Genomic DNA, 22245 nt, shown 5'->3' on the forward strand with positions numbered 1-22245 from the left:
GCTGCTACATCAATGACGCCAATCGGTAGTACGTGCGGATATGCTCGGTCTCGTGATATCCGCTTTGCGGTTCTTCCGCTTCGGAAGCGGACGGCAGCGGCGCAGCCGGCCGGACCTGGCGCATGTCGGCCGCGAGGACGGCCGCGGGCGTGAGCGCCGCACCAAGCAGCAGGCTGCGCCGGCGTTGGCGGAAGACGGAAAGAGTCGCGTTCATGGATGTTTATCCTTCAGGTCAGGGAAACGGCATCGTCCCGGGCAAGCACCGTGTCTTCGAAGGCGAATGCCTCCGCCTCGACATCGAAGAACAGGTCTGCCACGTCGGCGACGACGCGGTAGAAGTTCGCCGGTCCGGCGTTCCGGATATCGGCAAGGCAGCGTTTCGTCCAGGGCGCGATATGCCGCTCGAAGAATGCCATTTGCAAGGATAGTGGCTGCGGCGGAAACGGCGGCGCGCCGATGATCAGCACGCGCATGGTTTCGCACAGCAGACCGAGGTGATCTTCGGACTCCGAGGTGCCTGTCCTACGTGCAAGGCCCAGTCCGGACAAGTCCTCGCGCAAGGTCACCAGCGGGAAGTCCATCATGAAACCGCACAGGTACAAGGACCCGTAAGGATTCAGCAGCGGCGTGCCGGTGCCGACGAACAGCGCATCGAATTCCTCCCTCGCAGCCCGCGCGTCGCAGGCAAGCGCGGCCGCCGACAAGGTATTCATTGCCACGGCCAGCACGCCGCTGTCCAGCGGCAGTTCCGCGTCATGGCTTTGCGCCAGCGCATCGAGCAGGGAAGGGGAAGGAGGGGCCAGGAAAAGATGGGAAAGCAAGGCATACCAGTCCGCCCGCGCCGCGTCCACTTCGGAAACGTCAGGCCGGAAGGAAGCGCGCTGCATGACACGCAAAGGGTCGCGGTCCATTCAGGGGAATGAGATACCATGTTGGCAAGATGATTTTTGGATGAGCGCCCAGACGCTTGGTTCCTTGATTTCCCCTCACTGGCGCGGTTTTTGCGCTGGATCTTTCATCACCTGATGGCTCAGGAAGGATTCCATGAACAACGGTTTCAAAGAGGCCTTGCGAAACGGCAAGGCACAGATCGGGTTGTGGCTGTCGCTGGCGTCGCCCTATACCGCCGAGGTATGCGCCACTGCGGGCTTCGACTGGCTTCTGGTCGATGGCGAACACGCTCCCAACGACGTGCCGCGCATCCTGGCGCAACTGCAGGCGCTCGCTGCCTATCCCTCCCATCACGTCGTGCGCGCCGTCGATGGCAATCCCGCCCTGATCAAGCAGCTGCTGGACATCGGCGCCCAAACGCTGCTCATTCCCATGGTGGATACCGCCGAGCAGGCAAGGCGCCTGGTGCATGCCACCCGATACGCGCCGGAAGGCAGCCGCGGCGAAGGCGCTGCCGTCGGACGCGCTTCGCTGTGGGGTCTGCGCAGGGGGTACGTCGATCATGCCAACGACAACGTCTGCCTGCTGGTGCAGGCCGAGTCGCGCACGGCATTGCAGAACCTGGAAGAGATTTGCGCGGTGGACGGGGTGGACGGGGTGTTCATCGGGCCGGCTGATCTGTCGGCGTCATTAGGCCATCGCGGCCAGCCCGGGCATCCGGAAGTCCAGGCCGCCATCGACGACGCGGTAGCGAGGATCGTGCGTACGGGCAAGGCGGCGGGTATCCTCACCAGCGACCCGCTGCAAGCGAGGCGTTACCTCGACATGGGTTGCCTGTTCGTGGCGACGGGAGTGGATGTCAGCCTGCTTGCCAGGGCCGCGCGTGAACTGATGCGCGGCTTCCGCGCGGGTGCGGACGCCGAGGCCGCCTTGCCGCGGCAGGACGGCGGAAGCGTTTACTGAGGAACGCCGATTGGTTGCTTAGTCGCTTAGTCGCTTAATTGCTTAGTGGGAGAAATACCGGCGGAGCATCCGGTCCATCGCGCCCGACGCCTTCAGGCTTGCAATGCCATCGTTGATGCGGGCGACCAGCTTTTCGCCTTGCGGATAATCCCGCGACACCGCCATGTGGAAAGCGGTGGGCGGCACGCCTTCCAGCGTTGCCCGGCCGAGATCCGGGTCCGAGAGCAGTGGCTGGCCGATGGCGGAAAACCCCGCCATGACCTCGTACTTCTCGATGAAGAGATCGCAGCGTCCCGCGTGCAGCTTGCTGATGAGCGAAGGGAAATTCTGCGTGCCCTGGTCCACCATACCTGGCTTGAGTCCATACGTCTCGTAGTTGTAGCCGGCGACGCCGCAGACCCTGAACTGCTGCAGGTCGGCCAGCTTGCGGATGGAAAGGCCCGCGGGATGATGCTTGCGCGAGTAGAAGACATTGCTGCTCGTCAGGTAATAAGGCTGCGACAGCAGATACGTCTTCGCGCGTTCGTCGCTGTACGAGACGTTGAGCGCCATCTGGTAACGGCTTCCGTTCTGGACTTCCTTGAGGCAGCGTGCCCAGGGCAGGAGTTCTATGCCGGGCGGTGCCGGCTGGTCCTTGAAGATTTGCCGCAGCACGTCCACGGCGAAGCCGGTCACTTTTGCCGTCGGCTTGCCATTCTCTCTTTCGAGATAAGTGTAGGGCGGCCACTCGCCGATATCCTCGCAGGCATTGATGTTCGCGTCCGCGGCGGCGGCTGTGCCGTGACCACCAAGAAGGAAGGCAACCAAGGCGCATGCAGGAAACGACAAGCTTGCAGGCGTGAGGCGGGAAGGGGCAGACATGTCACCTCTGGAGAAGTGGAATCTGTCTGCCAAATTATGTTGCGGAAACAGTAATGTCAACAAACATTATCGCTTCCGTTTTGCCTCGTTCCAAAACGCGACAGGTCCGAGGAGGGCACCGACAAGCAAGGGTAAGGCAGGTGTTTAGTTATAGTGCTTGTACACCGAGTGCCTACCATCCTTGTCGACGAGCAAGACGTCGAAAGCATCCTTGCGCGTGCCTTCCATGCCGGGCGACCCGACCGGCATTCCCGGTACGGCCAGGCCCTTGGCCTTCGGTTTTTCTGCCAGCAAGCGCTTGATTTCCTGGGCCGGGACATGCCCCTCGAGCGCGTAGCCTTGCACCACGCCGGTGTGGCAGGAACCGAGGTCGTCGGGCATGCCCATCTTCTCGCGGTAATCCGAAGGATTCTCCACATCCTTCGCCTTCACCTTGAAACCGTTCGCTTCCAGATGCTTGATCCACTCCTTGCAGCAACCGCAGAATGCGCTCTTGTACACTTCGATCACGGGTTGTGCCGCCGATGCCACGAGATGCACGGCCAGCACGCCGGCGGCGAGGGCCGGGGCCATCAAATGCTTTTTCATGATTTCCTTTATGTCAATCTCCGGTGGGCCGCTTCGGCGGCGGGACAGTGAATGCCGTGGTGCCAGTCCAGTCGTTGCCGACGCGTCATCCGCATCAAGCGCCATTTTGACATATCGAGGTTCGGCCCAAGGCGATCCATCACGCGCACCAGGGACGGTTGGCCTTGACCTTCCCCCCATGGGAAGGCTTATCATTCGACGAACTGGAAAATTTCCACCGCAGCACGCTGACGCCATGTCCGGATTTCTCAAGACCTTCCTGCTTTGCTTGTTGATGGCAGCCTTGCCCATCCAGGGCATGGCCGCGGTCGTCAAGGCATCTTGCGGGCCGGAGCGGCATGAAACCACGATGATGCATCACCAGCATGACCAGGCGATGGATGGCCATCATCACGGCATGGCTCCAACGGACGCCGATCAATCCGTTTCCGATACCGGCCATGCCCACAAGGGTCCGCACAAGAGCGCGCAGAAAAGCGATTATTGCAGTGCCTGTGCTGCGTGCTGCCTTGGCGCCGCGGCGCCACCGTCCGCCATGACCTGGAAACCCGTTCCCGGCGTCCGCCTGGCTGACGCCCTGCCTCCGCCGGCCGGATTCGCCGGCCATGTCCCGAGCCGTCTAGAACGACCTCCACGGCAAATTTCCGCTTGATCGACCGCGCGCATTCACGGTGGCAAGCCGCTGCTTGCGCGCATGCCTGTTGCACGCTGGTGCGTGCCTTCTGGTGTGTACCCGATATCCGATTCAGAGGAAAGAAATGATCATCTACCGATGGCTTGCGGCGGCAGCCTTGGCGCTGTCTCCATTGCTCGCCGCTGCGGAACAGGACCCGGCCGACGCCCGGATTGCCGACCCGTCCGCGGCCCAGGCTGCCGTTCCCGCCCTGGGCTTCCAGTCCAGCTTCAAGGATTACAAGGGCATGGCCGAAGACGCGGATACGCCCGACACCGTCTGGATCGCCGCCAACAAGGAGATCGTTGGCCAGGCGAGTCATGCAGGGCATGACGGCCAGGGCGCGGCATCCGCCGTTTCCGCCCTTCCCGAACCGTCCGGGAAAGCAGGTCTGCCGGCTGCTTCCCACGCGGACCATCAGATGCATGGCATGCAGCATGGAAAGGGGCACTGAATGCGCAAGGCAACTACGAGCCGGCGCCTGCTGGCGCCCCTGGCAATGTCGAGCGTGCTGCTCGGCGGATGCGCCACGTTCTCGGCCGATGGCGGTTTCGACATGGTCTCCACGCTGACTCGAGAACGCACGGGCCACGCGGTCGAGCGCCCCACGCAGGATGAATCGACCGGCCGGTCCCGCACGCGGCAGCTTCTCGCCTCTCCGCTCAGCCCGGACGCTGCCGTCGAGCTTGCCTTGCTCAATAACAGGAACCTGCAGGCGTCATTCGCTGAACTCGGCATCGCAGAAGCCGACCTGGTGCAGGCCGGCCGCATGCGCAATCCCGGCGTTTCGTTCAGCCGCCTGCGCGGCGGCGAGGATGTGGAAATCGAGCGCGGCATCATGTTCGACCTGATCGGGCTGCTGACCATCCCGGTACGCAGCGGTATCGAGCAGCGTCGTTTCGAGCAGGCAAAGCTGCAGGCGGCGAGCAAGGCAGTCGGCCTGGCAGCCGACACCCGCCGTGCCTATTTCAATGCAGTGGCCGCGGCGCAAACGGTGCAATACATGGCCCAGGTCCAGGAATCGGCGGAGGCCAGCGCCGAACTGGCGCGACGCATGGCCAGGGTAGGCAACTGGAGCAAGCTCGACCAGAGCCGCGAGCAGGCGTTTTATGCGGAAGCGACGGCGCAGGTCGCCCGGGCAAGGCATAACAACGTTGCCGCCCGCGAGCAGCTTGCCCGCCTGCTGGGACTGTGGGGAGACGATGCGGCCAGCTTTACGCTACCCGATCGTCTGCCCGACCTTCCCAAGGTCCTGGACGAGGCGGCAAATGCCGAGCAGCAGGCGATGCAGCAGCGCCTCGACGTGCAGATGGCAAGGCGTGATGCGGAAGCAACCGCGGGCGCCCTCGGCCTGAGCAAGGCGACGCGTTTCGTCAACGTGCTCGACGCTGGCTACCGCAACAAGAGCGAAACCGGCAACCCGAGGAAGAACGGTTATGAAATCAGCCTCGAGCTGCCGCTGTTCGACTGGGGCAGCGCGCGCACGGCCAAGGCGGAGGCGCTCTACATGCAGTCGGTTCACCGCACGGCGGACGCCGCCGTGCGCGCCCGCTCGGAGGTGCGAGAGGCGTATTCCGCCTACCGGACCAGTCATGACCTGGCACGCCATTACCGCGACGAGGTCGTGCCGCTCCGCAAGAAGATTTCCGACGAACTCCTGCTGCGCTACAACGGCATGCTGGCCTCCGTCTTCGAGCTCCTGACCGACGCCCGCGAACAGATAGTCAGCGTCAACGCCGCCATCGAGGCGCAGCGGGACTTCTGGATCGCCGAGACAAACCTGCAGGCGGCCATCAACGGCAGCGGCGGCACGTCGAACCTGCCGCGCCCCGCCGACAGGCAGCTTGCAGGCACGGCACAGGGACACGATTAAAAGGAACGAACATGATTTCCCGCAGAGACTTCTTCAAAGGTGCCGGCATCGCGGTCGGTGCCGGTCTGGTCAGCCGCGCCGGCGCGGCAACCTTGCCGGAACTGGTGACCGCGGAAGGGGCGGGCACATCGCCGCCTCCGCTGCCTCCCAATGGCCGCCCCTACTATCCGGTCGTTACCTTGAACGGCTGGTCGCTTCCCTGGCGGATGAACAATGGCGTGAAGGAATTTCACCTCGTCGCCGAACCGGTCGTGCGCGAACTCGCTCCGGGGATGAAGGCCAACTTGTGGGGATACAACGGCCAGAGCCCGGGCCCCACCATCGAGGTGGTCGAGGGCGACCGCGTGCGCATTTTCGTGACCAACCGCTTGCCGGAGCACCACAGCATCCACTGGCATGGGCAGCGCCTGCCTTCCGGCATGGACGGCGTGACCGGGCTTACCCAGCCCGGCATCCCGTCGGGCAAGACCTTCGTTTACGAGTTTACCGCCCAGCGTGCCGGCACCTTCATGTATCACCCGCATGCCGACGAGATGGTGCAGATGGGGATGGGATTGATGGGGTTCTGGGTCACGCATCCGAAGAACCCGGCGGAGCACCGCGTGGACCGCGACTATGCCATGCTGCTGTCGGCTTATGACATCGACCCGGGCAGCTATACGCCGCGCGTCAACACCATGCTCGACTTCAATCTCTGGGCGATCAACTCCCGCGTCTTCCCCGGCGTTGCGCCGATGGTGGCGAGCCGCGGCGATCGCGTACGCATCCGCGTCGGCAACCTGACGATGACCAATCATCCGATGCATCTTCATGGATTCTCCATGGAGGTCACCGGGACCGACGGCGGCTGGATCCCCAGGACGGCACGCTGGCCCGAGACCGTGGTCGATATCGGCGTCGGGCAGATGCGCAACCTGGAATTCGTTGCCGACGTGCCGGGCGACTGGGCATTCCATTGCCATAAGTCGCATCACACGATGAATGCGATGGGGCACAAGGTTCCGACCATGATAGGCGTGAAGCAGGACGACATCGCCGGCAAGGTCGGCAAGCTCGTTCCCGACTACATGGCGATGGGCGACAAGGGCATGGCGGACATGGGTACGATGCAGATGCCGATTCCCGACAACACGCTGCCGATGATGGGCGGCGAAGGTCCGTTCGGCAGCGTTGACATGGGTGGCATGTTCACCGTCGTGAAGGTGCGTGAAGGCCTCGGGCGAAATGATTACCGCGATCCGGGCTGGTACCAACATCCCAAGGGCACCGTGCCGTGGGAATGGACCGGCGAAGTCCCTGATCCGGCACGCGCCCCTGCTCCCGCGCCTGCGGCTGCTTCCGGCACGCCGGGCATCGAACTGAACGTGCGAAAGCCGCAGGGCCACGGCCATCACTGATGGCGCGTTTAACAATATTCAAGCAATGAAGGAAAATCTCATGAAGGCAATTCTCAACTCCCTCGTTGCCGCAGCCCTGGCGCTCGGCGCGGTCACCGTCGCCACTGCGCAGAGTGCGCCATCCGCGGCCAGCGCGCCGGAGGCGATGTCCACAGGCGAAATCAAGAAGGTCGACAAGGGCGGAGGCAGGCTCACCATCAAGCACGGCCCCCTGAAGAACCTTGGCATGGACGCCATGACGATGGTCTTCAAGGTCAAGGATCCGGCGATGCTCAACGAGGTCAAGGTGGGCGACAAGATCAATTTCGTCGCCGACAACCCCAATGGCCAGTTGATCGTGACGCGGCTGGAGAAGCAACAGTAGAAGCAGCAGCAGAAGCAGCACCAAGTCTGGCATCCCGCGGTTGAGGCGGGCACGGAGCCGATTGCATGCCATGGCGTTCCTTGATAACCTGCGCCGATGGAACAGGACGACCTACGCCAGGATATTTTCAAGAGCCGCATCCGGCTGCGCCACCTTGACTGCTTCATCTGCGTCGCCAGGACGGGCCATGTGGGCAAGGCGGCCGACGCCCTGCGCATGAGCCAGCCTGCCGTCTCCAAGACGCTCTCCGAGCTGGAAGAGATCACCGGTTCGGCACTGCTGGTGCGCAACCGGCAGGGCACGCGGCTGACGAGGGAAGGAGAGGATTTCCTGCGTCATGCGCTCGCCGTCATGGAAGCGCTCGGCGCCGCGCAAGCCTCGTTTGGCGGCAAGGGCCAGCACGCGGCGGAAACGCTGGTCGTGGGCGCATTGCCCACGGTCGCGCCGGACCTGCTTCCCGCCGCGATCAAGACGTTCAGGGAAGCGTATCCGGAAACCGGATTCGTGGTGCGCACCGGCGCGAACGCCGAGCTGCTGGCGCAACTCAAGAATGGAAATTTCGACCTGGTGCTCGGCCGGCTCTCGGATCCTGAAATGATGGTGGGCCTGACCTTCGAACTCCTGTATGTCGAGCCCATGGTGTTCGCGGCGCGTGCCGGTCATCCGCTTTGCCGTTCGGCCCCGGCATTGCAGGCGGTGGTCGCCTTCCCGCTCATCGTCTGGCCCGCCAACACGATACCGCGCCATCATGTCGAGAGTTACCTTCGCGGCCGCGGCCTGAAGCTTCCCCCTGATTGCCTCGAAACGCTGGATGTCGCGCTGGCGCGGCAGATGGTCCTGCAGACCGATGCGGTATGGTTCACTCCGCTGGGCGCTGTCCGCAACGACATGCTCAATGGCGCGATCCAGGCGCTCGATCTTCCCTCCGCGGGCGAGGAGCCCGTCGGCCTGCTTCGCCGCAGCGACTGGAAACCCTCCGGGGCCGCATCCCGCTTTACCGCCGATCTGAACCGGGCCGCGGAAGGTATCCGCCTTGCGAAGTAAAGCAAATCCGGGAACATGGTAGAGTCGTTCTACCGGATATCCCTGCCCAGCCATGAACCGCGCCAGATCCATCCCCGTCTATCAACTCTACGGTGAACACGAGTCGTGGCTGACGCCGGACATGGTGCATTGCGAATCCATTGCCGACCGAAGCCGCCTGCATGACTGGCACATCAAGCCGCATGAACACGTCAATCTTTTCCAGGTGCTGTACCTGCGTTCCGGCCGCGCGATCGTGCAGCTCGATGACGAGCGGCGCAACGTGTCGGGTCCGCATCTCTTGCTCGTGCCGGCGGGATGCATCCACGGATTTCATTTCGACGACGATGCGCAGGGAACGGTCGTCACGCTGGCGCATGCATTCGCCGCTCGCCTGAACAAGGTGGCTGACGGCGGCATGTTGCGCCTGACGCGCCCGGTCCTGCATCCGGTCGGCGGCGAGGAAGAGGACCGCCAGCTGCAAACGATGATCGACGCGATCCATCGCGAGTACCGTGACCATGCTCCCTACCGCAACGAACTCCTGGAAAGCCTCTTGGCCGCACTGCTGATCTGGTTGTCACGGATCGCCGCGGCTTGTCATGCGACGGAGGAGCTCAACCGGGGCGCCCGGCACTTCAAGGGTTTCTGCGAACTGGTCGATCGCTGGTATGACAGGCATTTCCACATCGACCACTATGCCAAAGAAATCGGCATTACCTCCGCCCATCTGAATCATCTTTGCCGCCAGGCTTCCGGAAAGTCCGCCCTCGAGCTCATTCACGAGCGGCTGCTGCTCGAGGTGAAGCGCAATCTCGTCTACACCTCGATGAGCATCAGCGAAGTGTCCTACGCCACCGGCTTCGCCGATCCGGCTTACTTCACCCGTTTCTTCAGGCGCCTCACCGGGATGAGTCCCCGTGATTTTCGTGAACGCGCCCGCGATCTCCAGCACGACCTGCCGCCGCAGGACTGACCGCAACGACCCGTCGCGCCCGTTCGTGGCGGCCGCACAACTCTTCCACTCCTTCAGCGCAATCCGCTTTTTCTGGAGGGAAAAATATGCGATGCTTTCTCTCAGTAACGCTTTGGGAGGGGGAGTGGGCCCGCCAGGATAAGGGGAGTTGTCCTGGCGGGTCTTTTTTTGTGCCGACGGATCAAGCGGGCGCTTGGCCGCGCTTCATTTCACGCCACGGAAGCGCCAGCGTCGCGCCGGAACGATCTGCTTGCAGGCAGTTTCGCGCTTACTCGCCGGAGGATGCCAGCTTGGTGGAGATCAGGTGCTTGACCGCGTCGAGCATTTCGTCCGACAGGGAATTGCCGGCGGAAGCGCGTGAAAGAATGACGGCACCAACCATGGCCGCCATGATGGCGAGCGCATCGGAGTGGCGTTTCGCATCGTCGCCCGGCAGGAGCGCCTGGATGTCCGCCGCCAATTCCTTCATTCCCTGCACGTACTCGGCGCGCAGAGCGGATTCAACAGGCTCGCGGGCAACGTCGGTTGCGAGAGCCGAGATGGGGCAGCCTTCTCCCACGCGGTCGCGATGATCGGCGGAGAGGTAGCGTTCGGCGAGTTGTTCCAGTGGTTTCGGCGAGGATGCGCCTTTGTCGACCCAAAGCGCGCGCAGGTGGCGCGCCCTGCGCACGGCATCGTTGCATGCCGCCACCGCGAGGTCCGCCTTGGAGTTGAAATGGCGGTAAAACCCGCCATGTGTCATTCCGACTTCAGTCATGACCTCGGGGATCGACACCGCTTCGATTCCCTTGAGGCGGAAAAGCCGGGCGGCCGCGAGTTCAATCGCGTGATTATTGCGTTCGGTGGTTTTGCGGTCGGAGCGTGCCATCTTAAGATATTTCCCAGGGTTAAGATATCTTAAATGGCGCACATCATTTAAGCAAGAAACCGTTCGGGAAACCCGGCTAGCCGCAGGGGCTTTCGCTGCCTTGGCGGCAGGCGAGGGGCGACGCAAGCCGCCCCCACATCAAGCGTATCAACTTTGTTGTTCCGTCGCGTTAGATTGCTTGGATTCCTTTTCGGGGCGCTTCTTGCCGGTTGCGATGCGCTTGGTGTTGCGGAATTCGCTGTACTTGGTTCCGGTCTTGTCGGCGGGATACTTGTTCTTGGTGTTGGCGGCCATGGGCTTGTCCTTTACAAAATGACTTGGAGGTGAGGGTATTGCCAAACCCCTTAGTCAACTGCAATGGAAGCAAGGTTTCATCTATTTAGACGTCATGCGCCGCGCAATGAGGTCCTTCGTTACCAGGCCGGAGTAGGCGGAGGGTGGCGCATCGCGCGGAAACCAGTAAGTCCTTGGCAATTCCCCCCGCCACTTGGGATCGATGGCGAAACGCAATTGCTCGGCCGATGCGTTGCCGAACGCCCAGGTTTCGGCATGAAGCCCGGCGGCGCCGATCTTCTTGCGAATTTGCTTAACCGTTTCCGCATCGTCGGCCTGGTCCGTGGAAATCGTGACGATGTCGAGTCCTTGCCCGCGGCGGCCCTGCTCGAGCGCCTGGAAGCTCTCAAGGCAATAGGCGCAGTCGAGGGACCAGATCATGATGACGAGCGGCTTGCCGGCATGGGCCTCTTTTATCTTGCCAAGGCTTTCCGGACCGAATTCATGCACCGGTTCCGCTGCGAGGCAAGGCGCAGCCATGGCGGTGATCGTGACCAGCGCCGCGAACGCGAACGCTTTCATGATCCTGACTTTTCCAGAGGAATGACCCGGATGCCTTCCGCCTGCGTGCGCCACGACACCAGCATGCCTGTTGGCGTGGGGACGAGGTAGGGCTTGTCCGAATCGCCGGCGGTCTCTGCCAGCGCGAGATCGCGCCAGCTGCGTCCGTTGTCGCCGGAAACGCGGCCTAGCAGCGCGGTGGACTTGCCGTCGAACTGTTTCCAGACGATCGCAACGCGCTGCCCCTGGGCGGCAACATCCGGGTGCGAGGCCTGCGCCGAGCCGAGGCCGACCGGCTTGATGGCGGTTTCGCCGGGCATGACGCGGGCATACATCGCGCCGCTGCCCTCCGCTTCCTTGCCGTTGAACCAGACCTGGTGGCGCACGCCGTCCGCGCCGAAGGCCAGGGAAGGGCCGTGGTGCGGGCAAGCATCGATGCGCCAATCATCGAAGGTGACGCGCGTGATCGCGATCCGTTCACCATCGGCCGTCAGCCTTGCGATGGCGTGGTCGCGGACGTTGGGTTCGAACACATGCCGCCACATGGCGACCGGCGTTCCCGATGCATCGAGGCTCATGCCGATGCGGCAGCATTCGCAGGAATGATCGGCGAGGCGGAAATCCTTGCGGAAGCTGCGGCCCTGGTCGGACGACACCGCATAATAGATCGCCGATCCTGCATAAGGCTTTCCCTTCGCCTTCGCCGATGCCTGGTCCCGCCCGTCGATCCAGGCGATGAATATCCTGCCGTCTCCATCGACGATCATGGATTCGAAACTGTGCGTCACGTGCTCCCGATTGGCGTGCACCGTCAGCGGCGGGGAAAACGTCTTGCCGCCGTCGAGCGACCGCGCGAAACGGATATTGCCGATATGCGGGCGCGCTACCGTGCTGGTCCAGCTGACATAGAGTTCGCCCTTTCGGCCGAAGGCGAGGTGAGGGCGAGCCTCGCCACTCGCCGCAATGGGCTCGGCCTGCGCATTGACCCGGACCGGCGCGGTCCAGGTCTTGCCCATGTCCTCGGAACTGCGCACGACCACGTACTGGCCGCCATCCTGTGTTTCCTTGCTTGCCAACCAGAGCAGGCCGCTGCCAGCCATCGCGGCGGCCGTGCCGAGATCCGCGCCATGCGCATGCGCCGTCTTCCCATGGTTGTTCGCTTGGCTGCTACGGTGCTCGTGGGAATCGTGCTGGCCCCAGCCCGCGGGCGAAATGCCGAACATGGCCAAGGCAAGGAGGGGGATGAGTGCGGTCGCGCGGATTGGCATGGTGTTTCCAGGGTCCGTCGCCGGACCGTTTTTTCAAGGCATCGCATTATTGCAGGACATGGCCTGACCTTGCCACCATAAAATGACCGCGCGAGCGTGGGCGAGTTCTCCGCTGGCACCTTCTGGATGCAGGTGACAGGGGGCCAGCTGGAAAGATGTTCCGCGGGAACTGGTCGGACTCAGGCCGTGCGCACGTCCGCGCCGGGCGTCAGGGCACTGGCTGCCTCGCGGATGAATTCCGCCGTGACCTCCGCCTGGGTAACAGGCAGCATGTGCCCACCATCCACGATCCGCAGGCGCGCATGCGGTACCTTCTCGACGAAACCGTGTCCGTTCGCCTTGTGATCGAGGATACGGTCTCCCCTTGCATACAGGATGGACACAGGCAGGCGCAGTTCGCCGTAGCGGGCAACGATGGCAGGCATGGCATCCGGCAGGGCCTGGAGGTCGGCGGCGGCCGCCAGGAACTGGGACGGACGCAGGCTCATCAGGCCGCCGCCGCGCGTCGCGAAGTCCGCCGGAACGGCTTCGGGGCCGAACACCTGCTCCAGCACGGGCTTCCCGCGCAGGATGGTCAGCGGCGCGGCCAGCGTCCAGGCCACCAGCTTGCGCACCCAGGGCGAGGCGATCGTGAGCGCGCGGAATGCCGCGGGAACGTCGCCGGGCAGGTCGGTAAGCGGAGCAACGAGGGCAAGCCCGGAGACGCGCGACGGGTGGTGCAGCGCAAGGGTAAGCGCGAGGGCGCCACCAAGTGAATGGCCGACCACGAAGGCGGACGGGACATGCAGCGCGTCCATCAAGGAGACGATGGCCTTGGCTTGCGTCCGCAGGTCGGCCGGCGTGCCCGGGTCGCGCAGCGAATAACCCGATCCGGGGCGGTCTACCGCGATCACGCGGAACTGGTCGGAGAGCTTGCCGGCGACGCCGTAGCTGTAATGCGCCATGTGTCCGGCAAGGCCATGCAGCAGGAGCACGGGCTGGCCCAGGCCCCATTCCCGCACATGCAGGCGCGCACCGGGCACGTCGACGAAGCGTCCCGCCGGTGGCAAGGCCTCTTCCACGCGACTGGCCAGCGTTCGCGTCAACAGGGCAAGCAGGAGAAGCAAGGCAAGCGCCGCAAGGACGACGGCAACGATCACCACAATGGCGGTCGGAAGGGAGGAAAGAGAGGTCACGTTGGATAGGCTTTCTTGAGCAGGGACCAGTAGGAAACGGGCATCAGCCTCTCCATCCAGCTGACGAAGCTGGCATCGGCGCCGACGATCACGCGTGCCTTGTTGCGTTCGATGCCGCGCGCGATGATCTCGCCGGCACGCTCCGGCGGCATGCGCAGCATCTTGTTTGCCCGTTCGCGGCGCAAGGCAATTTCCGTCGCATTCGCGCCCGCCGGCGCGCGGGCATTTGCGGCAATGGAGGTCGCAACGCCGCCGGGGTGCACCACGGTCACGCCGACGCTGGAACCTTCAAGCTCGTGCCTCAGTGCATTTGAAAATCCGCGCACGGCGAACTTGCTGGCGGCATACGCGGTTTGTCCGGCCGGTGCGACCAGGCCATACAGGCTCGACACGTTGACGAGGCGCGCCTCGTCATTCTGCCTGAGCAATGGCAGGAATGCCCGCGTCATCCTGACCACGCCATGGAAGTTGATTGCCATCAGCCAGTCGAAATCGCTTTCGCTGACCTGCTCGAACGTTCCCCCGAGCGCCACGCCGGCGTTATTGATGAGCAGGCCGGCCCGTCCGTGCTCGGCGAGGACCGCATCGGGTAAGGCGTGGACCGCTTCGCGATCGGCAACATCGAGTTCATGCACCGACGTCCGCACGCCGGTCTGCTGCAACAGCCTGGCCGTCTCCGCGGCGCCATCGCGGCGGATGTCCGCCAATGCCAGATGGCAGCCGCGCCGGGCCAGCGACATCGCAAGCGCGCGGCCGATACCGCTGCCGGCGCCGGTGATCACGGCTACCTGGTCGGAAAGTTTCATGGCAACGCCTCCCTGGTGCCAAAGCGCATGACGCCGTCGTCGATCCTGCCGTAGCGGATCGTCATCAGGTCCTGGAAATAATTCTGGTAGACCTGCCATGGACGCCGCTCTCCCTGCTGGGGCAGCACATCCTTCGCGCGCTGAACGTACCCCGAGGTGAAGCTGAGGAAGGGTTGCGGCCTTACCTGTTCATCGCGCCGCGGCACGGCAATCGTCTTGCGGTGCCGGTCCATGTAGTTCAGGAGGCGGCAGACGTAGGCGGCGGTGAGGTCTGCCTTCAAGGTCCATGAAGCATTGGTATATCCGAACGCCATCGCGCAGTTGGGCAGGTCGCTCAGCATCATGCCCTTGTAGGCCATCGCTTCCGCCGGTTGAAAGGGCTGGCCGTCAACCTGCAGCGTCATGCCGCCCATGAGCTGGAGCTTGAGTCCGGTTGCCATCACGACGATGTCTGCTGGAATTTCCTTGCCCGAATTCAGCAGGATGCCTGCCGGCGTGAAGCGCGCGATGCCGTCGGTCACAACCGAAGCGCGACCCTCGCGCACCGCCTGGAACAGGTCGCTGTCCGGCACGAAGCACACCCGCTGGTCCCAGGGCTTGTAGCGCGGACTGAAATGGGTGTGCACGTCATAGCCGCTTCCCAGTTCCTGTCCCGCGAGCTTCAGGATGTATTGCTTGACCTGATCCGGACGCCTGCGCGACAGCCGGTAGAAGAACATGGCGACCAGCACGTTCTTCCAGCGCGAGATGGCATAGGCGAGCCGCGCGGGCAGATGGCGAAGCAGGAAGTTGGCGATCTTGTCCTGCGACGGCCGGCTCAGCACATAACTGGGCGAGCGCTGCAGCATCGTTACATGCGCCGCGGTCTGCGCCATGCTGGGAACGATCGTCACCGCGGTCGCGCCGCTGCCGATGACGACCACCCGCTTGCCGGCATGATCGAGGTCTTCCGGCCAGAACTGCGGTTGCACGATCCTGCCCTGGTAGTCCGCTTCTCCCTCGAACTCGGGCCGGTAGGCTTCGTCGTAGCTGTAATATCCGCTGCAGAGATACAGGAACCTGGCGCGAATGACCTGCTCTTCCATCGTTCCGGTGCGCCTGGCGCGTATCGTCCAGCAGGCATCCCGGCTCGACCAGGATGCCGAAACGGCTTGTTGACCGAAGCGGATGTGGCGGACGATGCCGGCTTCTTCCGCGGTTTGTTGCACGTACCGCCGTATAGATGGCCCATCGGCAATGGCCTTGGGGTTGGTCCAGGGCTTGAATGCGTAGCCAAGGGTGTACATGTCCGAATCGGAACGGATCCCGGGATAGCGGAACAGGTCCCAGGTGCCGCCGATGGCCTGGCGTGATTCCAGGATGGCAAACCGCTTGCCCGGGCAACGCTGCTGCAGGAAGTGCGCGGCGCCGATGCCGGACAGGCCGGCGCCGACGATCAGGACGTCGAGCAAGTCGCCGTCCGGCGCCGGATCGAAAGTGATATGGGGAGAAGTCGTCGTCGTCATTTTGTCGTCGTTATTTTCGACCGGTCGCCGGAGCGCTTTTCTGATTCTGACACTATATATTGTCAGTTTGGCGTTTGCAATTAGTCATGTCAGAATATCGTATGACCCAAGAGACCATTCCTGAACGATCCTACCGGGGCATGACGTCGGAGGAGCGGCGCGCCCAGCGGCGGGAACAGCTGATCAAGGCTGCCATCAATGTCTATGGCGAGACCGGCTACCGGCAGGCAACCATCAAGGCGGTCTGTGCCGCCGCGGGCCTGACCGAGCGTTACTTCTATGAGTCGTTCGGGAACAGCGAAGAATTGCTGGTCGCATCCTTCCAGATCGTGACGCAGCAGATGCACCGCGCGCTTTCCGCGGTTGGGCATGCGCCGCATCCGAGCCGGATGCACCGGGTCAGCGCCATGCTCCATGCTTATTTTTCCACGCTAAAGCAGGATCCCAAGTCGGCGCGCGTGTTTCTCGTCGAAATACGGGGGGTGAGCCCGGCCATGGATGCCGCCTTCGAGGCTTCCGTCTCGACACTGGGCGACGGCCTAGCCCGCGCAACCGGCCGGCAGGGCGCCGGCAAGTCGCTCCTTTCCGCCGGCGTGGCGGGCGGGGTGATCCAGATCGCCCTGTGCTGGATAGCCAATGGTTACCGCCCTTCGCTGAAAAGTGTGGTGGATAGCGCAGCGGAACTCGTCATGGTCATGGCGGATCGTCAAGAAAGTTGATGCAGGAACGCGCACGCCATTGACCTGCAGTAAGATCGGTGTTTTCCCTTCCAGTGATTGCCGTGGCAACTTCAAGAACGATCCCGATGCCCTGGGATGAGGCAAGCCGGCTTGAGGCGGTGCGCGCCTTGCGCCTGCTCGATACTCCACCCGAAGAACGCTTCGACCGGATCACGCGCATTGCACGCGACATGTTCGGCGTACGCATGGCCCTGATCAACCTGGTCGATGCCGACCGCCAATGGTCGAAGTCGCGGCTTGGGCTGGATGCGCCGGAAGTGCCGCGCATCATGTCGTTCTGCTCCCACGCGATCCTGCAGGACGACATCTTCCTGATCCAGGATGCCAGCCTCGATCCGCGCTTTGCCGACAATGCATTCGTTGCCGGGGATCCAGGCATCCGCTTCTATGCGGGAAAGCCCCTGCATTCCCTCGATGGCAAGAAGGTCGGGACGCTCTGCCTGCTCGATACCCGTCCGCACACGCTCACCGACGAGGAAAGAGGCAAGCTGACCAGCCTGAGCGCCTGGGCGGAGCGCGAGGTCAATGCCTACATCTCCGATGCCGACGCCGCGCGGCGCTGGGAATACAAGCTGAGGCTGGCGCACGTACTCGAACACGCGATCGAAGGCGTGCTGAGCATCAGCCTCGACGGCGTGATCGAAACCGTGAATCCCGCGGCTTGCCAGATGTTCCGGTTGGGCGCGGCCGACCTGATCGGACGTAACGTCCGCGACATCCTGCCGCAGGCGGATCACGCCCGGCATGACGCTTTCATGGAGCGGATGCGACTGGACAGCGGCCCGGAAAAGCCGCTCGAGTTCGAGGTAACGGGCAAGCGCGGAGACGGCGAACTGTTCCCCGCCGAGGTGTCCTTGCGCAAGCTCGGTTCCGGCGATCAGGTCATCTATGCCGGCGTGGTGCGGGATATCTCGGAACGGCGGCATCTCGAGCGTGCCCGCAGCGCATTCGTATCGTCGGTCAGCCATGAACTACGCACGCCGTTGACTTCCGTCGTCGGCGCGCTCGGTTTGTTGCGCGAAGAGTTTTCCGGCCTGAGCGTGGCGGAAACGACGGAGTTGCTGGAAATCGCTTACCTGAACGGCCAGCGCCTGCAGTCGCTGATCAACGACATCCTGGACATCGAAAAGCTGGACGCCGGGATGATGCGGTTCAGCGCCGACGTCGTGCAAGTCGGAAGCCTGGTCAGCGAGGCATGCCGCCTGAACCTGCCCTTTGCCAGCAAGTACAAGGTTCGCCTTGAATGCGAGGGCGCCGATATGCAGGGAAGCATTCGCGTGGATGCTTCCCGCATCAACCAGGTCTTGACCAACCTAATCTCGAATGCGTGCAAGTTTTCTCCCCGTGACGCTGCCGTGGTCGTCTCGAGCAGGGTAGACGGCGGCATGGTCCGCATCAGCGTGCGCGATCACGGCCCGGGCATCAGCGATGAATTCAGGTCCAGGATATTCCAGCGTTTCGCGCAAGGCCCGTCGGACCGCAAGGTCAAGAACGAAGGTACCGGCCTCGGCCTGAGCCTGGCCAAGACGATGGTCGAAAAGATGGGCGGGCGCATCGGGTTCGACTCGGTTGCCGGGCAGGGCGCCACCTTTCACGTCAGCTTTCCTCTCGTGCCCGCTGCGGCAGAAAGCGTTTTTACCGAGGCATCATGATCAGCACAACGATTTTCACGAAGACCGCGAAGGGCGTCGCCGAACTGAAGGATGGCGCGAAGGGCATGTCGGAGTCCATGGCTCGCGCGCTCCGGCGCATCGACGGCAAGACGACGGTAGGCAGGCTGTTCGAAGGATTGCACAGCAGCGAGGCGCGAACCTTTTCCGAGTCGCTGAAGGAACTGGAGGCGCGGCGCCTGATCCGGGTATTCCTGCAGCAAGACGAAGCCAGCGCGGCCGCGCTGTCGTCGGCAAGCGATGATGACGCTTCGCTGCAGAGCTACCAGGTGGTAGAGCTCGATCCGCAGGAAGGCGTGCGCGCGTGGGCGGAAGCGCGGCGCGGCGCGCAGGAGTTGACCCGCAACGGGTTTTACACCACGGGCCAGGCGGGCGCCCCCTCGGCTGCGCCCACGGCGCCTGCAAGCCGGGAGGTGCTGGTGGTGGAGGATGACGAGGCAATTGCCAAGCTGATCCAGCTTTACCTGACCCGCCACGGATTCATCGTCAGGGTAATTGGCGACGGACTGGAAGCGATCAAGTCCCTCGAAGCGGATGCGCTGCCGGGGCTGCTGCTGCTGGACGTCAACCTGCCGAACGTGAACGGTTTCGACATCCTTGCCTTCACCCGTTCAAGCGATCGCTCCCGAGGACTGCCCGCCATCATGGTGACTGCCCAGGCCAGCGAGGCCGACGTCCTGCGCGGACTCCGGGAAGGGGCGGATGGGTACATCTTCAAACCATTCGAGTGGAAAGCCTTGCATTCCTGTATCAACAGGGTGCTGGGAATCGCCTGAGGGCGGGATGGCTGACTGCCAGATAACGAACGCTCACCGGGCGCGATGGTCGAAATTGCCATGACTAATCTTGGAGCACGACATGAATGACCAGGAACGGATGGCCTTGCGCAATTTTCTGGAAGAATTGCAGCGGGCGCGATTGCAGAACAAGGATGGGGAAGCCGACGCGTGGATCAACCAGGCAGTGCGCTCCCAGCCGGATGCCGCTTATCTTCTCGTGCAGCGGGCCTTGCTGCAGGAACAGGCCTTGAATGCGGCGCAGCAGCGGATTGCGGCGCTCGAGCAGCAGCTTAACTCGGGAGCGAGCCAGCCATCCGGGTCGGGAGGGTTCCTCGACCAAAGCGCGCAATGGGGACGCAGCGGCCAGGCCTTTGCCCGCAACGATGCCGTTGCCGGCAGCCAGCAGCCCATGCCCGCGCGCTATGGCCAGGCCGCTTATCCGCAGGCCGGCTATGCCGGCTTGCCGGCGGCGCGCCCTGGATTGATGGGTGGCGGAATGGGAAGCTTCCTCGGCAGCATGGCAGGCGTCGCCGCCGGCGTGGCCGCCGGATCATTCCTCTACAACGGCATCAGCAACCTGATGCACCATGAGGGCCATCATGCGTCCGGCGACCCTGGTCGCATGGGGGATTTCCCGGAATCCCAGTCTTCCAGCCAGTTCCTGGATGATGGAGGCACGCGCGGGCAGGAAAGCAACTCCAGCGGCGGCGGAGGCGACATGGCGCGCGAAGCCGGACTCGACGACATCGGCGTCGGCGGCAATGATAACCTCCTTGGCGACGGCGGCGACCTGGGAGCGTCGGGTGACCTGGGAGATTCGGGGGATTCGGGAGGTGGGGACTACGCCTGACCGGCCTCAGCCGCGATCGGCCGCGGTCACCTTTTCCCGCAAGACCTGCATCTGCTGTTTCGAAATGAGGCTGCCGGCCGCAGCAGACCTCGCCAGCCACATCATCCCCAAGTTGTCATCATGAGCGACGCCGCCTGCATCGAGGTGCAGGCGGCCGAGCCAGTACATCGCCTCTGCGTCTCCCTGCTTGGCGGCCTGCTCCAGCCAGGGCACGGCTGCGCTTTCCTTGCCATGCTCCAGGAGCAGCAGCGCCAGGTCGGTCTGGGCTTGCGCATCTCCGCCGTCGGCAAGCAGGACCAATTGCCATTCCTCGCCCGAAACGGGAATGCAAAGCTGGGACTGGATGGAGACGATCGGGATCATCACCTTGTGGAGATTCCCGAGTTCGACCTTGGGCAAGGATCCGTCCGCGATTTTCCGGCGCAGGGTCCGTTCGCTTTGTCCCGTCAATGCCATCACGGCGGCAATGCTGATCAAGTTCACAATCGGCTCTTTGATTTATGTCATGGAGGAAATATGTGCCATGGGCATTTTGGCATACCTTTTTGACAGGCACTATTACGTGACAGGGTTTTCTTTCCAGCAAAACCTTGCCACTGAGGCAATAAACTTGTGATCTGGATGATATTTCCACCTGGCATGCATCATGCATTAGAGCAAGCATTGGCGAAACGGCCAATTCAACCAAACCACCAAGGGAGTTCTAACATGAAAGCTGCTCAATTCAAACAGCAAGCACAAAAGGGTTTCACGCTGATCGAACTGATGATCGTCGTCGCGATCATCGGCATCCTGGCCGCCGTTGCACTGCCGGCCTACCAGGGCTACACCAAGAAGGCCAAGTTCAGCGAAGTCGTGACCGCAACCGGCGGCGTCAAGACCGCTGTGGAACTGTGCGTGCAAGATCTGGGCGCGGAAACTGGCTGCACGGCGGGTTCGAACGGCGTTCCTGCAAACATTTCTACTGCTGCAGGAAACGTGGCTTCTCTCACGACGTCTGCTGGCGTGATTACCGCAACCGCAGTTTCGGCCAATGGTCTGAACGGCGAAACATACATCCTGACCCCGTCCGTCGTTGCCGGCAAGGTCAACTGGACCGTTAGCGGCACCTGCTCCACGGCCAGCCCGAAGATCTGCTAATCGCCAAACCGCGAAAGCAAACAGCAAAAAGCCTTGCAGGCATGTCCTGCAAGGCTTTTTTCATTATGGGTGCCGCAGCGCTCAGGCTGAACGCCGGCGGCCGTGCGAGGCATGCGCGTCGCGCAGGCGCTGGATTGCCAGCTCCTTCCATTTCGCTTCGATTTCTATCCAGGGCGCTTCTTCATATGAAGACGGCAGGTCTTCGATCAGGTCGGAGTGATTGCGGTCATTGAAATCCGTCCGGCCGTTCGAGATGTGCACGAGCTGGTGCTCGGGATTCGCCCACGTCTCGCGTGCCTTTTCCAGCATTTCCTTCACGCTGGGATGCTCGTAGCTATCCAGTTTTTCATGCACGACATGGTGGTGCGCATCGAAGACCATCGGCACGCCGCTGCGCATGCAGATGTCGTAGATCTCCTGCGCGCTGTAGGCATACTCGTCGTTCTCCAATGCGAGGCGAAGGCGGATGCCGTCCGGCAGCCTAGCGATGCAATCGACCAAGGCCTGCGCACGATCGGATTTCCCGCCATGGATTTCGAGCAAGGCCCACGGGCTGCGGGGTTGCCGCAGCAAGTCCATCACATGGGCATGCATCTCCAGGATCTTGATGCTGTTAGCGACGACGTTTTCCGAATCTGAACTCAGCACCACGAACTGGTCGGGATGCATGACCAGCCGGATGTCGTTCGCGGTGGCCCACTCGCCTGTCCGTGCGACCGCGCCTTCAAGCTTGTCGAACACTTCCCGGCCGACGGGTTCGTCCGAAAAAGGAAAGATGGAAGAGGGCAGGCGATAGAGGGAAATCCCCTCCCTCTTGCAGTAGCGCAGCCCTTTCTCGAGGCGCTGCAGGTTTTCGCGATAGAGATCGTCCAGCATCTTCTGCTGGGTGGCATGTTCGAATTGGAGAAGCCGCTTGCGGGTGATGGTCTTGTACCGAACTTCATCCGAATGGGTAATGCAAACGAGGCCGAGTTCAGACATGATGCTTGCCGTAAATCGTC

General features: G+C 62.9%; 26 protein-coding genes. 12 read left to right on the forward strand and 14 right to left on the reverse strand.

All coding sequences use genetic code 11. From position 1 onward, the window contains the following. Positions 1–4: 4 nt before the first annotated feature. A complete protein-coding gene (locus tag G3574_RS02740) occupies positions 5–214 on the reverse strand; it encodes a transcriptional initiation protein Tat (RefSeq protein ID WP_163960481.1) in 210 nt (69 codons plus the stop codon). Positions 215–227: 13 nt separating this feature from the next. After that, positions 228–887, reverse strand: coding sequence for a TorD/DmsD family molecular chaperone (locus G3574_RS02745; RefSeq protein ID WP_163960482.1), 660 nt, complete (start codon positions 885–887; stop codon positions 228–230). Between the two features lie 157 nt (positions 888–1044). Here G3574_RS02745 and hpaI point away from each other — a divergent pair, with 157 nt between their 5' ends. Then, positions 1045–1854: a 4-hydroxy-2-oxoheptanedioate aldolase gene (gene hpaI / locus G3574_RS02750; protein WP_163960483.1), complete on the forward strand. Its 810-nt coding sequence runs from the start codon at positions 1045–1047 to the stop codon at positions 1852–1854. A 42-nt stretch (positions 1855–1896) separates the two neighbouring features. Here hpaI and G3574_RS02755 read toward each other — a convergent pair whose 3' ends face one another. The 3 genes from G3574_RS02755 to G3574_RS28050 form a co-directional block, all read right to left on the reverse strand. Beyond that, the gene (locus G3574_RS02755; protein ID WP_163960484.1) at positions 1897–2715 is read right to left on the reverse strand and encodes a substrate-binding periplasmic protein; all 819 of its coding nucleotides are present in this window, start codon (positions 2713–2715) and stop codon (positions 1897–1899) included. Positions 2716–2859: 144 nt separating this feature from the next. Then, entirely contained in the window at positions 2860–3303 is a 444-nt protein-coding gene (locus G3574_RS02760) for a DUF411 domain-containing protein (protein ID WP_163960485.1), read from the reverse strand. Positions 3304–3442: 139 nt separating this feature from the next. Further along, positions 3443–3910 carry a hypothetical protein gene (locus G3574_RS28050; RefSeq protein ID WP_205609639.1) on the reverse strand — a complete coding sequence of 156 codons (468 nt, stop codon included), beginning with the start codon at positions 3908–3910 and terminating at the stop codon, positions 3443–3445. A 151-nt stretch (positions 3911–4061) separates the two neighbouring features. Here G3574_RS28050 and G3574_RS02770 point away from each other — a divergent pair, with 151 nt between their 5' ends. From G3574_RS02770 to G3574_RS02795, 6 genes are all read left to right on the forward strand, one after another. Then, entirely contained in the window at positions 4062–4430 is a 369-nt protein-coding gene (locus tag G3574_RS02770; RefSeq protein WP_163960487.1) for a hypothetical protein, read from the forward strand. Continuing rightward, entirely contained in the window at positions 4431–5849 is a 1419-nt protein-coding gene (locus G3574_RS02775; RefSeq protein WP_163960488.1) for a TolC family protein, read from the forward strand. A gap of 11 nt (positions 5850–5860) precedes the next feature. Next, positions 5861–7246 carry a multicopper oxidase family protein gene (locus G3574_RS02780; RefSeq protein WP_163960489.1) on the forward strand — a complete coding sequence of 462 codons (1386 nt, stop codon included), beginning with the start codon at positions 5861–5863 and terminating at the stop codon, positions 7244–7246. A gap of 40 nt (positions 7247–7286) precedes the next feature. Further along, a complete protein-coding gene (locus G3574_RS02785; RefSeq protein ID WP_163960490.1) occupies positions 7287–7610 on the forward strand; it encodes a copper-binding protein in 324 nt (107 codons plus the stop codon). Between the two features lie 96 nt (positions 7611–7706). After that, positions 7707–8654: a LysR substrate-binding domain-containing protein gene (locus G3574_RS02790; protein ID WP_163960491.1), complete on the forward strand. Its 948-nt coding sequence runs from the start codon at positions 7707–7709 to the stop codon at positions 8652–8654. Positions 8655–8706: 52 nt separating this feature from the next. After that, positions 8707–9609: a helix-turn-helix domain-containing protein gene (locus G3574_RS02795; RefSeq protein ID WP_163960492.1), complete on the forward strand. Its 903-nt coding sequence runs from the start codon at positions 8707–8709 to the stop codon at positions 9607–9609. A gap of 268 nt (positions 9610–9877) precedes the next feature. Here the strand turns inward: G3574_RS02795 and G3574_RS02800 are convergent, their stop codons facing one another. From G3574_RS02800 to G3574_RS02830, 7 genes are all read right to left on the reverse strand, one after another. Next, on the reverse strand, positions 9878–10477 hold the full coding sequence (locus tag G3574_RS02800) for a TetR/AcrR family transcriptional regulator (RefSeq protein WP_163960493.1): 600 nt from the start codon (positions 10475–10477) through the stop codon (positions 9878–9880). Between the two features lie 147 nt (positions 10478–10624). Next, positions 10625–10771 carry a hypothetical protein gene (locus G3574_RS02805; RefSeq protein WP_163960494.1) on the reverse strand — a complete coding sequence of 49 codons (147 nt, stop codon included), beginning with the start codon at positions 10769–10771 and terminating at the stop codon, positions 10625–10627. Positions 10772–10852: 81 nt separating this feature from the next. Further along, complete coding sequence (locus tag G3574_RS02810; protein ID WP_163960495.1) at positions 10853–11332, reverse strand: thioredoxin domain-containing protein; 480 nt, start codon at positions 11330–11332, stop codon at positions 10853–10855. Next, positions 11329–12579: a sialidase family protein gene (locus G3574_RS02815; RefSeq protein ID WP_163960496.1), complete on the reverse strand. Its 1251-nt coding sequence runs from the start codon at positions 12577–12579 to the stop codon at positions 11329–11331. Before G3574_RS02815 ends, G3574_RS02810 begins: the two co-directional genes overlap by 4 nt. 179 nt (positions 12580–12758) lie before the next feature. Further along, positions 12759–13754 carry an alpha/beta fold hydrolase gene (locus G3574_RS02820; RefSeq protein ID WP_328804707.1) on the reverse strand — a complete coding sequence of 332 codons (996 nt, stop codon included), beginning with the start codon at positions 13752–13754 and terminating at the stop codon, positions 12759–12761. Then, a complete protein-coding gene (locus tag G3574_RS02825; RefSeq protein ID WP_163960497.1) occupies positions 13751–14560 on the reverse strand; it encodes an SDR family NAD(P)-dependent oxidoreductase in 810 nt (269 codons plus the stop codon). The genes G3574_RS02820 and G3574_RS02825 overlap by 4 nt, the downstream gene beginning before the upstream one ends. After that, a complete protein-coding gene (locus G3574_RS02830) occupies positions 14557–16065 on the reverse strand; it encodes a flavin-containing monooxygenase (RefSeq protein WP_163960498.1) in 1509 nt (502 codons plus the stop codon). Before G3574_RS02830 ends, G3574_RS02825 begins: the two co-directional genes overlap by 4 nt. Before the next feature lie 101 nt (positions 16066–16166). Here G3574_RS02830 and G3574_RS02835 point away from each other — a divergent pair, with 101 nt between their 5' ends. The 4 genes from G3574_RS02835 (at position 16167) to G3574_RS02850 (ending at position 20104) form a co-directional block, all read left to right on the forward strand. After that, complete coding sequence (locus tag G3574_RS02835; RefSeq protein WP_205609640.1) at positions 16167–16784, forward strand: TetR/AcrR family transcriptional regulator; 618 nt, start codon at positions 16167–16169, stop codon at positions 16782–16784. Positions 16785–16846: 62 nt separating this feature from the next. Continuing rightward, positions 16847–18457, forward strand: a complete 1611-nt coding sequence (locus tag G3574_RS02840; RefSeq protein WP_163960500.1) for an ATP-binding protein — start codon at positions 16847–16849, stop codon at positions 18455–18457. Beyond that, positions 18454–19251 (forward strand): response regulator, encoded by a 798-nt coding sequence (locus G3574_RS02845; RefSeq protein WP_163960501.1) that lies wholly within the window; start codon positions 18454–18456, stop codon positions 19249–19251. The genes G3574_RS02840 and G3574_RS02845 overlap by 4 nt, the downstream gene beginning before the upstream one ends. 82 nt (positions 19252–19333) lie before the next feature. Further along, positions 19334–20104, forward strand: coding sequence for a DUF2076 domain-containing protein (locus G3574_RS02850; protein WP_163960502.1), 771 nt, complete (start codon positions 19334–19336; stop codon positions 20102–20104). A 6-nt stretch (positions 20105–20110) separates the two neighbouring features. Here G3574_RS02850 and G3574_RS02855 read toward each other — a convergent pair whose 3' ends face one another. Continuing rightward, positions 20111–20587: a sel1 repeat family protein gene (locus G3574_RS02855; RefSeq protein WP_163960503.1), complete on the reverse strand. Its 477-nt coding sequence runs from the start codon at positions 20585–20587 to the stop codon at positions 20111–20113. Between the two features lie 225 nt (positions 20588–20812). Between G3574_RS02855 and G3574_RS02860 the strand changes: the two genes are divergently transcribed. Beyond that, positions 20813–21244 carry a pilin gene (locus G3574_RS02860; protein ID WP_163960504.1) on the forward strand — a complete coding sequence of 144 codons (432 nt, stop codon included), beginning with the start codon at positions 20813–20815 and terminating at the stop codon, positions 21242–21244. Between the two features lie 81 nt (positions 21245–21325). On the opposite strand, the gene uvsE is transcribed toward G3574_RS02860, so the two are convergent. Next, a complete protein-coding gene (uvsE, locus tag G3574_RS02865) occupies positions 21326–22225 on the reverse strand; it encodes a UV DNA damage repair endonuclease UvsE (protein WP_163960505.1) in 900 nt (299 codons plus the stop codon). Positions 22226–22245: the final 20 nt, after the last annotated feature.

Source organism: Noviherbaspirillum galbum, from assembly GCF_010974945.1.
GTDB lineage: Bacteria > Pseudomonadota > Gammaproteobacteria > Burkholderiales > Burkholderiaceae_D > Noviherbaspirillum > Noviherbaspirillum galbum.